Source organism: Rhizobium sp. CB3060 (assembly GCF_025200735.1).
Classification (GTDB): domain Bacteria; phylum Pseudomonadota; class Alphaproteobacteria; order Rhizobiales; family Rhizobiaceae; genus Rhizobium.
The window spans coordinates 855016-869452 of sequence record NZ_CP104158.1 but is presented as its reverse complement, the minus strand read 5'-3'; the positions used below and the strand labels follow the sequence as shown (position 1 = coordinate 869452).

Here is a 14437-nt window from a genome sequence, read left to right as displayed (position 1 = left end):
TCGTTTTGAAGGTATGGCTGTGGACCGGACCTTTCCGGCGAGCGCCCCTCGGTAGTCGCGATTCGTGACATCATAATGAAAGCTGCGACGCTGATTTTGGCAGCCATTAAGCACCGCCGAACGGTCTTATTTCAGGCTATTTCAGGCTTGCCTTGTTCAACATCGCCCATTGCAACAGCATGATCGTCTTGGCGTCGTAGATCTCGCCGGCTTCGATCATCGCCATGGTTTCGGCGAGCGGCACTTCGAGCACCTCGATATCCTCATGTTCGTGGGCAAGCCCGCCGCCGTTGCCGATGCGGTCCGTCGTATCGACCACAGCAGCAAAGAAATGAATGATCTCGGTAACAGCGCCCGGCGAGGTGAATGCCTTGAACAGGAAGCGGACATCACGGACGCGGAAGCCGGTTTCCTCCATTGCCTCGCGGCGGATCGCCTCTTCCGGATGATCACCGTCGAGCAAGCCGGCGGGTACCTCGATCATCCAGGCTGGAAAGCCGGTGAGATGGGCCGGCAGGCGGAATTGCCGCACGAGGATGACCGTTTCGCGCTTGGGGTCGTAGAGCAGAATGCAGGCGGCAGGCGTGCGGTGATAGATTTCCCGCTTCACCCGATGCGTCTCGCCCGTCGAATCCGTGTAGTCGATGTCGAAGCTGCTGAGCCGCGTCCATTGGTCCGAAAGCGTCTTCTCACTGACGATCTCGGCCTTCGCCTCGTCGAACTTGTTCATGCTCTATCCTTGCGCAGCCAGACCTTGTTGTCGTGAACAGCCGCGCCGCCATAAGGGGCAACAGGATCGGCGCCGGTCAGAACATTGATCCCTTCGCCGTCCACATGCGCCTTGTTCGGCCATAAGCCTTCGGCGATCAGCACGCCCGGCTTCACCTCGGCCGTGATGCGCGCATGAATGCGGATATCGCCCCTGAGATTGCCCAGCTGAACGAGGTCGCCATGGGCGATGTCCAGCGCTGCGGCATCCGCGGGATTGATCATAACTTCCGGGCGACCTTCCTTCTGGCGAGAGGTCTTCGTTTCCGCGAAGCTCGAGTTCAAGAAATTGCGCGACGGCGATGTGGCAAGCCGGAATGGATGATCGGGATCGGCAACTTCGATGACGTCAACCTGATCCGGAAACTCCGGCAGCGCGACATGAGGGCCGAGCAGGCCGACAGCTTCCGGCGGCCGGTTCGGAGCCGGCTGGTTGATCCAATCGGGACGGAAGCGGAACTTGCCATCGGGATGGGCGAAGCCATTGAGGAAATGCGCATCCTCGAAAGCCGGCTGACGATCGAACCATTTGTGTTCGAGGAAATGATCGTAATCCGGCAGACCGCTTCGCTCCAGAATGCGGTCGATCATCTCGCGGGCCGAAAATCCGAAGCCGGGACGATCGGCGACGCCGAGGCGCTTCGCCAGTTCCTCGATGACGAAGAGATTGCTACGCACCGTCGGTGGCGGCTCGACCAGCTTCGGGCCAAGCAGGATGTGGTTTTGCCCGCCGGCGCGGTAGATGTCGTCGTGCTCGACGAACATGGTGGCCGGGATGACGATATCGGCCATCTCGGCAGTATCGGTCATGAATTGTTCGTGCACGGCGACGAAGAGATCGTCGCGCGCAAAGCCGCGCTTCACCAGCCGCTGTTCCGGCGCGATGTTCACCGGATTGGTGTTTTGGATCAGCATCGCCGTCACGGGGCCGCGATGGCGCAAAGCGACGGCATCGCCGGTCAGTGCCCGGCCGATCTGCGACTGGTCGATCGTGCGGATATCCGGGTCCAGCATCGACCGGCCGGTCAGCTCGCTCGCGTCCATGCGGAAGATATCGCTGTTGGAATGAAAGGCGCCGCCGCCCTCATATTGCCAGGAGCCGAGCACGGTGGCGACGGAAGCTGCCGCGTGCATCGCGACCGCGCCGTTGCGCTGGCGGGTAAAGCCGTAGCCGAGGCGGAAATAGGTCTTCTTCGTCGTGCCGACCAGCTTGGCAAAGGCTTCGATCTCATCGACGGATAAGCCGGTGATCGCAGCCGCCCATTCCGGCGTCTTCGTCTTGAGATGCGCTTCGAGACCTGCCGGTTCGTCGGCAAATTTGGCCATGTAGGCATGATCGGCATAGCCGTCGCGGAAGGCGATGTGCATGACGGCGCAGGCGAGCGCGGCATCCGTGCCCGGCTTGACGATGAGCGCTAAGTCGGCCTGTTTCATCGTCGGATTGTCGTAGATATCGATGACGACGATCTTGGCGCCGCGCTCCTTGCGCGACTTCACGGCATGGGTCATCACATTGACCTGGGTCGCGACCGCGTTTGTCCCCCAGATAACCACGCAATCGGTACGGCCCATCTCGCGCGGATCAGGACCACGCAGCGTGCCCGTCGCCATGGTGAAGCCGGTCCAGGCGGGGTTTGTGCAGATCGAGGAAAAGAAACCGGAATAGCGCTTGGCATGGCGCAGCCGATTGATGGAATCGCGCTGCACCCAGCCCATGGTGCCGGCATAGTAATAGGGCCAGATCGCTTCGCTGCCGTCTTTAGCCTCAGCCTTGACGAAAGCATCCGCAATTTCGTCCAGCGCGTCGTCCCAGGAGAGTTCCTGCCACTGGCCCTCTCCCTTCGCCCCGGCGCGGCGCAAGGGCTTCGTCAGCCGGTCCGGATGGTAAAGCCGTTCGGCATAACGGGCGACTTTGGCGCAGATGACGCCTGCGGTATAGGAATGATCGCCCGCGCCACGCACGCGGCCGATCCTGCCGTCCTCCGTCAGATCGATCTCCAACGCACAGGTGGAGGGACAGTCGTGCGGACAGGCCGTGTGGCCGACCGGGGATTTGGCGTGAATGGGGGTCGCAATGTTCATGCCGTTTGTATATTTCATGCCTTGTCCGGCCAAAAGGCATAATCTGGCCCATCGCAACAATTCATGCGGACTTCACCGACAATGAACTATCGGCATATCTACCACGCGGGCAATTTCGCCGATGTGCTGAAGCACGCGGTACTAGCCCGTCTCATCCGCTACATGCAGAACAAGGACAAGGCTTTCCGTGTTCTCGACACCCATGCAGGCATCGGGCTCTACGATCTCTCTTCGGAGGAGGCGCAGAAGACAGGCGAATGGCTGGATGGTATCGGCCGGCTGCTGAAAGCCGAACTTGTGCCGCAAGTGGCCAATCTGCTGGAGCCCTATCTGACCGCCGTCCGCGAGCTCAATCCCGAAGGTGGCCTGCGGTTCTATCCGGGCTCCCCGAAGCTTGCCCGCATGCTGTTCCGCCCACAGGACCGGTTATCGGCGATGGAGCTGCATCCGGAGGATTTCCAGCGGCTGCATCGGTTGTTCGAGGGCGATCACCATGCGCGCATCACCGAGCTCGATGGCTGGCTGGCGCTCGGCGCGCATCTGCCGCCGAAGGAGAAGCGCGGCATCGTGCTGGTCGATCCGCCGTTCGAAGAAGACGGCGAATATGAACGGCTGGCAGACGGACTTGCGAAAGCCTGGCGCCGCTTTCCCGGCGGCACCTATTGCCTATGGTATCCACTCAAGAAGGATGCACCGATCAAGGCTTTTCATGAGGCATTGCAGGCTTTGGAGATTCCGAAGATGCTCTGCGCCGAGCTGACGGTCAAAAGCGATCGCGGCTTCACCGGACTAACCGGCTCCGGCCTCATTATCGTCAATCCGCCATTTACGCTGAAGGACGAGCTGCATGCCTTGCTGCCGGCCCTGAAGGATATGCTGGCGCAAGACCGCTTCGCCTCGCAACGCGCCTTCTGGCTGCGCGGCGAACACTGATATTTCTTTCGCCCAGGTGATCCCATGAAGCTTCTCTGCTCGCCCGCTTCCCCCTTCTCCAGCAAGGTGCGGATGGCAGCCCGCCATCTCGGCATCGAGTTCACCGAAATCCATGTCGACACCAATGCCGGTCCGGCCCTGCTGGTCGACAACAATCCGCTCGGCAAGATTCCGACGCTGCTGACGGAAGACGGCGTGTCGATCTTCGACAGCCGCGCGATCATGCATCATTTCCATCGGCTGAAGGGCAAGACGCTTTATCCTGCCAAGGAGAGCAAACGCATAGACGCCGAGGTGCTGGAAGCGCTTTGCGACGGCACCAATGACTGCCTCCTGTCGATCGTCTACGAGCGGCGCTTGCGCGATCAGGACAAGCAGCATCAGCCATGGATCGACCGGCAGTGGACGAAAGTGAGCCGCGCGCTCGCCCACCTCAACGCCGAACCGCCGAAGATCGGCAAGAAACTGCATGGCGGGCATTTCGCTCTAGCGTCCATGATAGGCTATCTGCAACTGCGCTTCGAGGGACAGTGGGAAGCGGACCATGCTGACCTTATCGATTGGGCAAGCAAGTTCGAAAAACACTTTCCGGACTATCAGGCTATGAAGCCGCGGGCCTGACGGCGCCTCTCTTAGCCCTGGCGCGAACTGTCGATTTTGATGAAATCGACGAAGGCGCGCAAGGCGGTCGGCAACTGCCGGCGGCTTGGATAATAGAGAAAGAAGCCGGGATAATAGGGGCACCAGTCCTCCAGCACACGGATCAGCCGGCCATCCTTCAAAGCCGGCAGCGCGAGATCCTCGAACATGAACGCAAGACCGGAGCCGTTGACGGCGGCTTCGAACATCATGTCGAGGTCGCCGAGCGTCAGCGGCCCCTGTACCTCAATCTCCAGCTCAATGCCGCCGCGTTCGAATTCCCAACGATAGTAGGTGCCGCTCGGGAAACGATAGCGGATGCACGGGTGATCCTTCAGATCATGCGGCGTGACCGGTTTGGCGAAACGCTGAAAATGTTCGGGCGAACCGACGATCGCAGTCCGCTGGCGGGGGCCGATGGCGATGGCGATCATGTCGGCGGCGATGCTTTCGCCGAACCGCACGCCGGCATCGAAGCCGCCGGAAACCGTGTCCACGAGCGCATCGTCCGCCACGATTTCCATTTCGACAGCGGGATAAGCCCTCAGGAAACGGGATACGATCGGCAACAACACCATCTTGGCGGCGGGGCGCGGGGCGTTGATACGCAGCTTGCCATAGGGTTGGCCGCGGAATTTATCGAGATCCTCAAGCGCATCGTCGATATCGAGGAAGGCCGGGCGGATACGCTCGAACAGGCGCTCGCCGGCCTCCGTCAAGCCGACGCCGCGGGTGGTGCGATTGACCAACCGCACGTCCAGCCGTTCCTCGATCGCCCGCAGCGAATGGCTGAGCGCTGAAGCCGTCACGCCGAGTTCGACCGCGGCTTTGCGAAAGCTGCGGTGTTGGGCGATGGCCAGGAAAATTGCCAGATCGGTTGAACGGATGCGCCGCATTGATGAGATTTTCTCAGCACTTCAAGGAGGAGAAGATAGATTACCTCATCAGAGCCATCAAGCTATCTTTCCCCTGCAAGCAAATTCCGCGCACGGAATTGCAACCCCACGAAAGGAGAAAGTCATGCGCGTTTGGTTCATTACGGGTGCATCCCGCGGCTTCGGCGCCCTCATAGCTCAGGAAGCCCTCAAAGCCGGCGACGCCGTTGTCGCCACGGCCCGCAACCCCGCAGGCCTTGCGGAAAAGTTCGGCAATCATCCGAACCTCCTGCCCGTTGCCCTCGACGTTTCGAACGAGGCACAGGCCCATGAAGCGGCTGCAGAAGCCGTCAAGCGCTTCGGCCGGATCGACATTCTTCTCAACAATGCCGGCTACGGCCTGTTGGGTGCAGTTGAAGAGGCTACAGCCGAAGAAATCGAGAAGATCTATGCCACCAACGTCTTCGGCCTGCTGAAGGTCACGCGCGCCATCCTTCCGCACATGCGCCGCCAACGTTCCGGCCATGTGATCAACATGTCGTCGGTCGGTGGCTACCAGAGCTTTGCCGGTTGGGGCGTCTATTGCTCAACGAAATTCGCAGTCGAAGCTCTGTCCGAGGCAATGGCGTCGGAACTGCAGCCGCTGGGGATCAAGGTCACGGTTGTCGAACCCGGCTTCTTCCGGACCGACTTCCTTGACGAAAGCTCGCTCGCCGTCAGCCCGAGCTCGATTGGCGACTACAAGGACACGCCTGCCGGTGCGATGCGCGATTTCGCCGCCGGTCACAACCACGGCCAGCCCGGCGATCCGGCACGGCTTGCAAAGTCGATGATCACGCTTGCACATTCGGCCAACCCGCCGCTGCGCATGCCCTTCGGCTCCGATACGGTCGGCGTGATCGAGACCAAGAATGAATACGTCGTCAAGGAACTAGCCGACTGGCGCGAACTGGCCGTCTCGACGGACTTCCCGAAGGACGCCGCGTAAATATCAGAACCATGAAACGGAAAAAGCCGGGGCGAGAACCCCGGCTTTCGTTAGATTATGCCATCAAATTATCAGAACTTGACGCCGATACCGACCTTGACGCTCTGCTCGTCATAACCGCGCGAGAAGCTGCCGGAGTCGAGGTTGAAATCCTTCTTGCCGTAGTCGGTGTAACGGTACTCAAGACGAGCCGTGATGTTGTTGGTGATGAAGGTTTCAGCACCTGCACCGACCGTGTAGCCAACAGCCGTCTTGCTTTCAGACGAGGTAGCGTCCTCGAGCTTGTTCTGGCCGATTGCCAGACCGGCAGTGCCGTACAGCATGAACGGGTTGAAGTCGTAACCGATACGGCCGCGAACCGAGCCGTTTACGCCGTTCTTGGCGGTAAGGCCATTGCGGGTCGAGTCGGAGTCGGCGTAGCCGAGGTCGCCTTCAACACCATATACGATCTGGCCCTGCTGCCAGTTGTAGCCGGTGAAAGCCTCACCGCCGAAAGCGTAGGAGTTGCCGTTGTGATTGAAGTGGCCGGCATTCCAGTCGCCAGCACCACCGATGTAGAAACCGGCCCAGTTGTTGACAACCGGCGGAGCCTCCTGGGCGACGGGCGGCTGCGGAACCTGCTCCACAGCGTCGGCTGCATGAGCCGCGGTGAAGCCGCCGAGGGCGAAACCAGAGACCATGAGGGTCGTGATGAGAGTACGCATACTTTTCTCCTTTCAGTCCCGTGTTCTTCGTCTACTGATGACCTCGAAGCACCACGAGCAATTACAAGATGTCCCTCCCGGATCGGGACTGAAATTGGAATGCAAATGAGGAATTCGAAGAGCTAAAATATGATATCATTGTGGCGCAGAGGTGGCTGAATTTCGATGTTGCTTGAGCGCAACAGACGAATTGTTAACCCTAATGCTTGGTTAAAGCATGTATACTTATTTTAATCGAAATATAACTGAAGTTTTACATAGGTCGCCGCTGCGGATCTCCGTGCAGAAGCATCTTTTCATATGGTGTATCGACGACCTATATGAGTGCCAGTTGGGTAATGGCGACGAAAAGGCAGCATCTTGAGCCAGGAAAAACTACGCACAGCGCTTATATCAGGTGCATCAAAAAGAATAGGCCGGGCAATCGCAGAGGATTTGTCGGCTAACGGCTTTGCGGTGGCGCTGCATGCCAATCAATCGTTCGCCGAGGCAACCGAAGTCGTGGCGAAATTGCGGCAACAGGGCAGAAAGGCAATTGCGATCAAGGCCGACCTGCAAAATTCGGCGGAAACATCGACGCTGATCGAAAGGGCCGTTTCGGAGCTTGGACCGCTGGATCTCCTGGTCAACAACGCCTCCGTTTTTCAGGGTGATTCCGCCGACAACTTCGACGCCGAAGCCTTCGACGCGCATTTTGCCGTGCATGTCCGCGCGCCCTCCATCCTCGCCGCGGATTTCGTGCGGCAGCTTCCGGAAGGCATCCCGGGGTTGATCGTCAACATTGTCGATCAGCGCGTCTGGGCGCTGAACCCACGCTTCTATTCCTATACCTTGTCGAAGGCCGCCCTGTGGACGGCGACCCAGACGATGGCGCAGACCTTTGCGCCGCGCATCCGCGTCAACGCCATCGGCCCCGGTCCGACGGTGCGCAGCGTCCGACAGACGGAAGAGGACTTCCAAGCGCAGATCGATGGTCTCATATTGAAGGCTGCGCCCGGCCTCGAGGAATTCGGTCGCACCGTCCGCTTTCTTTTTGACACGCCTTCGATCACGGGCCAAATGATAGCGCTCGATGGTGGCCAGCATCTTGCCTGGGAAACGCCCGATGTGTCGGAGAGCATGGAATGAACGGACGAAAGCTGCCCGACGGCGGCATTCTCTATGACGAATCAGAGGACATTGAGGACGACATCGAGGTGGAAGCCGATGCCGGCGCTTCCCCCGTCGTGCCCGTCGACTGGAACGAAGGCGGGAAGAATGAAACCGGCCTTCAGGGCGCGGAACTGATCGCAGAATTCGTCAAGCGCCTGCCGAACAATCCCGGCGTCTATCGCATGTTCAACGAAGCCGGCGACGTGCTCTATGTCGGCAAGGCGCGCAGCCTGAAGAAGCGTGTTGCCAACTACGCGATGGGCCGCGTGCATTCCAACCGCATCGCCCGCATGGTGCGCGAAACCGCCAATATGGAGTTCGTCACCACCCGCACCGAGACCGAAGCGCTGCTGCTGGAAGCGAATCTGATCAAGCGCTTACGGCCGCGCTTCAACGTATTGCTGCGGGACGACAAGTCCTTTCCCTATATTCTCATCACCGGCGATCATCGGGCACCGGCGATCTTCAAGCATCGCGGCGCGCGTGCCCGCAAGGGTGAGTATTTCGGCCCCTTCGCGTCAGCGGGCGCCGTCGGCCGCACCATCAATTCGCTGCAACGCGCCTTCCTGATCCGCACCTGCACCGACAGCGTTTTCGAGACCCGGACCCGACCCTGCCTGCTCTATCAGATCAAGCGCTGCTCAGGGCCTTGCACCCGCGAGATCAGCGATGAGGGCTATGCGGAGCTGGTGCAGGAGGCGAAGGACTTTCTCTCCGGCAAGAGCCAGAACGTGAAAGCCCATATGGCGGAGGCGATGAACGCTGCCGCTGAGGATCTCGATTTCGAGCGCGCCGCCGTCTATCGCGACCGGCTGGCGGCGCTGTCGCATGTGCAAAGCCATCAGGGCATCAATCCCGCCGGCGTCGAAGAAGCCGACGTCTTTGCCATCCATCACGAGGGCGGCATTTCCTGCATCCAGGTCTTCTTCTTCCGCACCGGGCAGAACTGGGGCAACCGCGCCTATTTCCCGAAGGCTGACCCGTCGCTTTCCGGCGCCGAAGTGCTGAATGCGTTTCTGGCGCAATTCTACGACGACAAGCCGGTGCCGAGGCAGATCCTGCTATCGGAGACGGTCGAGGAAATCGAGCTGCTGGCAGCAGCGCTCGGCGAAAAGGCCGGGCACAAGGTCACGATCCTGGTGCCGCAGCGCGGCGAGAAGCGCGACCTCGTCGATCACGTCGTTGCCAATGCCCGCGAAGCGCATGGCCGCAAGCTTGCCGAGACCGCCTCACAATCGCGGCTGCTCGAAGGCTTCAAGGAGACATTCCAGCTTCCCTATGTGCCGCAACGCATCGAGATCTATGACAACTCGCACATCATGGGCACGAATGCGGTTGGCGGTATGGTGGTGGCTGGGCCGGAAGGGTTCGTCAAAGGCCAATACCGCAAGTTCAACATCAAATCGACCGACATCACGCCCGGCGACGATTTCGGCATGATGCGCGAAGTCATGACCCGGCGCTTTTCTCGCCTGCTGAAGGAAGAGGGCAAGCCGGACCGCAGCCCGAATACGGAGAGCGCAGCCGTTGACGCTGCGGATCAGCCCTTCCCCGCTTGGCCGGACGTCATCCTCATCGATGGCGGCCAAGGACAGATGACAGCGGTGCGCGCCATTCTCGAGGAGCTCGGAATTACCGACAGCGTCATCGCCATCGGCGTCGCCAAGGGTGTCGACCGCGATGCCGGACGCGAGCGCTTCTTTGCGCCCGCCCGCGAGAGCTTCACCCTGCCGCCCCGTGATCCCGTGCTCTACTTCATCCAGCGCCTGCGCGACGAGGCCCATCGTTTTGCCATCGGCTCGCATCGAGCACGCCGCAAGAAGGAAATGGTGAAAAACCCGCTGGACGAAATCGGCGGCATCGGCCCTTCGCGCAAGCGGGCGCTGCTGCAGCATTTCGGCACCGCAAAGGCCGTGTCGCGCGCGGCCCTATCCGACCTGATGGCCGTCGAAGGCATATCCGAAGCCGTGGCGCGGCAGGTCTATAACCATTTTCACGAGGACGCCGCGAAATAAGAAAAGCTGGTCGCAAATTCCACGCAATGACGGTGAAAAAACAGAAACAATATTGACGGCAAGCTCCTCAAACCGCCATCTAAGGCATGATCTCAAGAGGTGCGGGACGGTTTTTGGATAAGATCATGCTAAATCAAATAGCTGGAACGAGATGACGCCTTGGGGGAAGGCTATTTTAGTCCGGTGAAACAACTGAAACGAAACGATTTCCATGGCTTCGCGCGCATATAGCATTCCCAATCTGCTCACCTATGGCCGCATTCTCTGCGTGCCGTTGATCGTCCTGTGCTTCTTCGTCGAAGGCAAACTGGAGGGGTCCGATTTCGCGCGCTGGGTGGCGCTGTGGATTTTCATCATCGCCTCGATCACCGATTTTCTGGACGGCTATCTCGCGCGCATCTGGAATCAGACGTCGAATATCGGCCGCATGCTGGACCCGATCGCCGACAAGCTGCTGGTCTCGGCGATCCTGCTGCTGGTCGCTGCCGACGGCACGATCGCCGGCTGGTCGCTCTGGGCTGCCATCATCATCCTTTGCCGCGAAATTCTCGTCTCGGGCCTGCGCGAGTATCTGGCGGCGCTGAAGGTCAGCGTGCCGGTGACGCGCATCGCCAAATGGAAAACGACCGCTCAGCTCGTCGCCATCGCCTTCCTGCTGGCTGGGCCGGCCGGCGACAAGGTGATACCCTATACGACGGAGATGGGCATTGTCCTGCTCTGGGTCGCAGCGCTACTGACCATCTACACCGGCTACGACTATTTCCGCGCCGGCTTGAAGCATGTGGTGGATGAGGAATGATGACGAAGCTCGTCTATTTCGCCTGGGTACGTGAGCGGATTGGCAAGGGAGAAGAAGAGATTTCTCTTCCCGCCGAGGTGATCACCGTTGGCGATCTCTTGAATCATTTGAAGAGCTTGGGCGAGGAATACGAGACGGCGCTTCAATTTCCGGAGGCGATCCGCGTCGCCATCGATATGGAACATGCCGATCATGACGAACCGATTGCCGGGGCGCGCGAGATTGGATTGTTCCCGCCGATGACGGGTGGGTGACGACCATGGCTGCCGGGCCGTTTGTCAGGGTTCAAAGCGACGATTTCGACCTTCAGGCCGAGATCGACCGCCTGACCGAAGGACGGCATGATATCGGCGCTGTCGTGACCTTTTCCGGCCTCTGCCGCGACGAAGGCGGCATGCTCGACGCTCTCGAACTCGAACACTATCCCGGCATGGCGGAGGCGGAAATCACCCGCATCGCGACGCTCGCCATCGAACGCTTCGAGCTTCGCGGCCTGACCGCCATCCATCGCTACGGCAAAATTGCGCCGGGAGAAAACATCGTCCTCGTCATCGCCGCCGCCTCGCATCGGCAAGCTGCCTTTGACGGCGCCAATTTCGTTCATGGACTTTTTGAAGACTTCGGCGCCCTTCTGGAAGAAGGAACATGCAAAAGACGGCAGGCAAGGCGATTGGGTTTCGGCCAAGGATGCGGACGATGCCGCGCGGGCCAAATGGGCCGATAAAGAATAGGCTTTAGAGCGCAATTGCTCTACGGGGCCACACGCTCCCGCCGGCTCAACACCAGCAGCAGGACGAGCAACGAGAAGATCACGAAATCGCGCCAGAGGAACGGCCCGTAGGCGCCCCACATGGTCTCGAAAAGGCCGAGCAATGCCGCGCCACCCGCCGATTTCAGCGGATCGGAATAACCGCCGACAGCGGCAATCATCAGCACCTTCAGCCCGAACATCAGCCCGGCGCCGAAATCCATCGTGCCGTAATAGCAAGTCGCCAGCAGGCCGCAGGCGGTTGCGACCAATGCCGAGGCCATATACGCCAGGAGAAAGACGCGGTTGGCACTTGTGCCGCAAAGCTCGGCCGCCAGCGCATCATCCGTCACCGCCCGCCAGATGCGCCCCCATCCGGTATATCTCAGCACATAGGCGCCCCCGAGGATCACCACAACCATTAGCGCCGTATTGATGAGCTGGATCTCGGTCAGCGTCACCCGGAAATTGCCGCTGTCCCAGAAGACGATCATCTCATTGAGGAAAGGCGGTAGCCAAATACCGCGTGTATTGGAGGCCAGTCGCGCAGTCTCCATCAATATGATCATCATTCCGAGGGCTGCGACGATGATCGTATTGGGCGATTTGCGCGACAGCGGCAGCATGACCGAACGGCCGATGAGGAAGCTCGTCCCCAGCGTATAGGCGAGCGCAATGACAGCGCCGAAGGCGAGTGCGGCCGGAAGAATGAGAAACATCCTCGTGTAGCCGACGTCGGTGAACAGGACCAGCATCTGGCCGGCAAAGGCGAACAGCGCGCCATAGGTGATATCGGCCCGCTTCATCACACCGAAAGCAACGGCATAGCCGAAAGCCAGCGCCGCATAGAGTGCGGCAAGCGGAACGGCATTTGCCAATTGCTGCAGGAGATAGGCCATGGAACCTCCGGATATCGACGAATAGTAACTAGTAAAATCCATTTTACTAGTTATAATTTTGAGCATGAGCTTTTCCTGGACCCCACATCGGTTTTCCGGCGGCGCACTGGCGCTGGACGTCGCCAACAGCGTCATAATGCGCCACGACGATGAGCGGCGCACCGATCGTTTCGAGGCGCCGGGGCAGATGGAAAGCTTTCCGAAAGCGGCGATGAATTTCTGCGCCGAGCGGGCCTTGTTCGGCGATATCCTGCCGGTGAGGCAGGAGAATAGATCCGGCTTTCTCGATCTGCGTGAAGCGATCGATCGCTATTTTCGCGCCCGCATCCTCGACCGTGACGCCGACGCGCTGTTGGCCGATCTGCTGGAGGCGCTGTCGAAGGTGCTGCGTCGGGCCACCTCGCCCGATGGGCTCGACGCCGCGACGGTGCATTCGACGCTGCGGCTCATTGCCATGCCTGATCCGGACCGCATGAAAATCTGCCGCAACTGCGGCTGGCTGTTCATCGACCGCAGCAAGAACAAAAGCCGGGCCTGGTGCGACATGGCGGTCTGCGGCAACCGCGCCAAGGCGAACCGGCACTATCGCCGCAAGAAGGAGGAGAGTGCGCCATGAGAACCCAGGCGATCGTCTTGATGGCCGCAATTGCGGGCCTTGCGCTTGCCGGCTGTCAGCGGCAGGCCGACAACGGTCCGACCGAACTCAGCGGCCGGCTCTTCGTCTTCAACTATCGCGTCGCGAGCGCGAGCTACATGATCACGCTGAAGAAGATCGCGCCGATCCCGGAGGGCACGACGGCGGTCGCAGAATTCGAAAACCCGATGGGCGGCGATCCACTGGTGGTGCGGGAGAAGATCTATACGTTCTGGGACAAGATCACGCTCGAAAGCCCGGATCTGCGCTGCGTGCGAAAGGACCGCCCCTATTCCGTCTCGATCAAGCTGGTCGATGCCAGCGACAAGACGATCCAGATCATCAAGACCGAGGTGAAATCCGATCTCGACCAGACCGTGCTGCCGACGAGGCCGCTCGTGGTCGGCCCGAGCTATACAAAGAACCCGGATGTCTTCAAAGCCGATGGCAGCATAGACTATGGCCACGACCAGGCCTGCCCGGCATGAAAAAGCCGGAGCGCAAGACCCCGGCTTTCTTCTATGAATTCAATTGCTTCAGCGCGCAGGCTGAATGACTGATTCAGCCGACGATTTCGGTTTCGGAGAACCAGTAGGCGATTTCGATCGCAGCGGTTTCCGGAGCGTCCGAGCCGTGAACGGAGTTTTCGCCGATCGACAGAGCATGGATCTTGCGGATCGTGCCTTCGGCAGCGTTGGCCGGGTTGGTCGCGCCCATGATTTCGCGGTTCTTCAGGATGGCGCCTTCGCCTTCCAGAACCTGAACGACGGTCGGGCCGGAGGTCATGCCTTCGACGAGCTCGCCGAAGAAGGGACGGTCCTTATGAACGGCGTAGAAGCCTTCGGCTTCGCGCTTGCTCATCCAAACGCGCTTGGAAGCGATGACGCGCAGGCCATTGTCCTCAAAAATCTTGGTGATGGCGCCGGTCAGGTTACGCTTGGTTGCGTCCGGCTTGATCATCGAAAAAGTGCGTTCAATCGCCATGGGTCACGTCCTTGTCGTCAGAGAAAAGTGGGCGGTCTTTACCCGCCCCACAGCCTGAAAACAAGGGGGACGCGCCAATTTCACGCTGCTGTCACACTCAGGATGCCCGATTCGGAGCGAGACTGACGGCCAGTTGACAACCCATCAGCAAATTTCGTGGGCGCCATCAGCCCCATTTACTCCTTTCCATTTTATGCTTGCTTCATTGCTTTTGGAG

15 protein-coding genes and 1 pseudogene are annotated in these 14437 nt (G+C 59.9%); 10 read left to right on the top strand and 6 right to left on the bottom strand.

Annotated features, from left to right (window positions below):
- Nucleotides 1-136: 136 nt before the first annotated feature.
- Nucleotides 137-730, bottom strand: a complete 594-nt coding sequence (locus N2601_RS04305) for an NUDIX domain-containing protein (RefSeq protein ID WP_104822595.1) — start codon at nucleotides 728-730, stop codon at nucleotides 137-139.
- On the bottom strand, nucleotides 727-2868 hold the full coding sequence (locus N2601_RS04300) for a molybdopterin-containing oxidoreductase family protein (protein ID WP_104822594.1): 2142 nt from the start codon (nucleotides 2866-2868) through the stop codon (nucleotides 727-729). The genes N2601_RS04305 and N2601_RS04300 overlap by 4 nt, the downstream gene beginning before the upstream one ends.
- A gap of 63 nt (nucleotides 2869-2931) precedes the next feature.
- On the opposite strand from N2601_RS04300, the gene N2601_RS04295 reads away from it, so the two are divergent.
- The gene (locus N2601_RS04295; protein ID WP_104822593.1) at nucleotides 2932-3783 is read left to right on the top strand and encodes a 23S rRNA (adenine(2030)-N(6))-methyltransferase RlmJ; all 852 of its coding nucleotides are present in this window, start codon (nucleotides 2932-2934) and stop codon (nucleotides 3781-3783) included.
- A 24-nt stretch (nucleotides 3784-3807) separates the two neighbouring features.
- Nucleotides 3808-4404 (top strand): glutathione S-transferase, encoded by a 597-nt coding sequence (locus N2601_RS04290; protein ID WP_104822592.1) that lies wholly within the window; start codon nucleotides 3808-3810, stop codon nucleotides 4402-4404.
- Between the two features lie 11 nt (nucleotides 4405-4415).
- Here N2601_RS04290 and N2601_RS04285 read toward each other — a convergent pair whose 3' ends face one another.
- Nucleotides 4416-5318, bottom strand: a complete 903-nt coding sequence (locus N2601_RS04285) for a LysR family transcriptional regulator (RefSeq protein ID WP_104822591.1) — start codon at nucleotides 5316-5318, stop codon at nucleotides 4416-4418.
- 124 nt (nucleotides 5319-5442) lie between these two features.
- Between N2601_RS04285 and N2601_RS04280 the strand changes: the two genes are divergently transcribed.
- Entirely contained in the window at nucleotides 5443-6285 is an 843-nt protein-coding gene (locus N2601_RS04280) for an oxidoreductase (protein WP_104822590.1), read from the top strand.
- Between the two features lie 71 nt (nucleotides 6286-6356).
- Here the strand turns inward: N2601_RS04280 and N2601_RS04275 are convergent, their stop codons facing one another.
- Nucleotides 6357-6989 carry an outer membrane protein gene (locus N2601_RS04275; protein ID WP_104822589.1) on the bottom strand — a complete coding sequence of 211 codons (633 nt, stop codon included), beginning with the start codon at nucleotides 6987-6989 and terminating at the stop codon, nucleotides 6357-6359.
- Nucleotides 6990-7349: 360 nt separating this feature from the next.
- On the opposite strand from N2601_RS04275, the gene N2601_RS04270 reads away from it, so the two are divergent.
- The 5 genes and pseudogenes from N2601_RS04270 (at nucleotide 7350) to N2601_RS04250 (ending at nucleotide 11686) form a co-directional block, all read left to right on the top strand.
- Entirely contained in the window at nucleotides 7350-8117 is a 768-nt protein-coding gene (locus N2601_RS04270; protein WP_104822588.1) for an SDR family oxidoreductase, read from the top strand.
- Nucleotides 8114-10156 (top strand): excinuclease ABC subunit UvrC, encoded by a 2043-nt coding sequence (gene uvrC, locus N2601_RS04265; protein ID WP_104822587.1) that lies wholly within the window; start codon nucleotides 8114-8116, stop codon nucleotides 10154-10156. The genes N2601_RS04270 and uvrC overlap by 4 nt, the downstream gene beginning before the upstream one ends.
- Before the next feature lie 211 nt (nucleotides 10157-10367).
- The gene (pgsA, locus tag N2601_RS04260; protein WP_104822586.1) at nucleotides 10368-10955 is read left to right on the top strand and encodes a CDP-diacylglycerol--glycerol-3-phosphate 3-phosphatidyltransferase; all 588 of its coding nucleotides are present in this window, start codon (nucleotides 10368-10370) and stop codon (nucleotides 10953-10955) included.
- Nucleotides 10955-11209, top strand: coding sequence for a molybdopterin converting factor subunit 1 (gene moaD / locus N2601_RS04255; RefSeq protein ID WP_104825044.1), 255 nt, complete (start codon nucleotides 10955-10957; stop codon nucleotides 11207-11209). Before pgsA ends, moaD begins: the two co-directional genes overlap by 1 nt.
- A gap of 5 nt (nucleotides 11210-11214) precedes the next feature.
- Nucleotides 11215-11686, top strand: a pseudogene (locus tag N2601_RS04250) (molybdenum cofactor biosynthesis protein MoaE).
- A 19-nt stretch (nucleotides 11687-11705) separates the two neighbouring features.
- Here N2601_RS04250 and N2601_RS04245 read toward each other — a convergent pair.
- Nucleotides 11706-12602 carry a branched-chain amino acid ABC transporter permease gene (locus N2601_RS04245; RefSeq protein WP_104822584.1) on the bottom strand — a complete coding sequence of 299 codons (897 nt, stop codon included), beginning with the start codon at nucleotides 12600-12602 and terminating at the stop codon, nucleotides 11706-11708.
- Between the two features lie 64 nt (nucleotides 12603-12666).
- On the opposite strand from N2601_RS04245, the gene N2601_RS04240 reads away from it, so the two are divergent.
- Together N2601_RS04240 and N2601_RS04235 are read left to right on the top strand one after the other, a co-directional pair.
- Nucleotides 12667-13218, top strand: coding sequence for a CGNR zinc finger domain-containing protein (locus N2601_RS04240; RefSeq protein ID WP_104822583.1), 552 nt, complete (start codon nucleotides 12667-12669; stop codon nucleotides 13216-13218).
- Nucleotides 13215-13724, top strand: coding sequence for a hypothetical protein (locus N2601_RS04235; RefSeq protein WP_104822582.1), 510 nt, complete (start codon nucleotides 13215-13217; stop codon nucleotides 13722-13724). The genes N2601_RS04240 and N2601_RS04235 overlap by 4 nt, the downstream gene beginning before the upstream one ends.
- 73 nt (nucleotides 13725-13797) lie before the next feature.
- Here N2601_RS04235 and ndk read toward each other — a convergent pair whose 3' ends face one another.
- Nucleotides 13798-14220 carry a nucleoside-diphosphate kinase gene (gene ndk, locus N2601_RS04230; RefSeq protein ID WP_104822581.1) on the bottom strand — a complete coding sequence of 141 codons (423 nt, stop codon included), beginning with the start codon at nucleotides 14218-14220 and terminating at the stop codon, nucleotides 13798-13800.
- Nucleotides 14221-14437 lie beyond the last annotated feature (217 nt).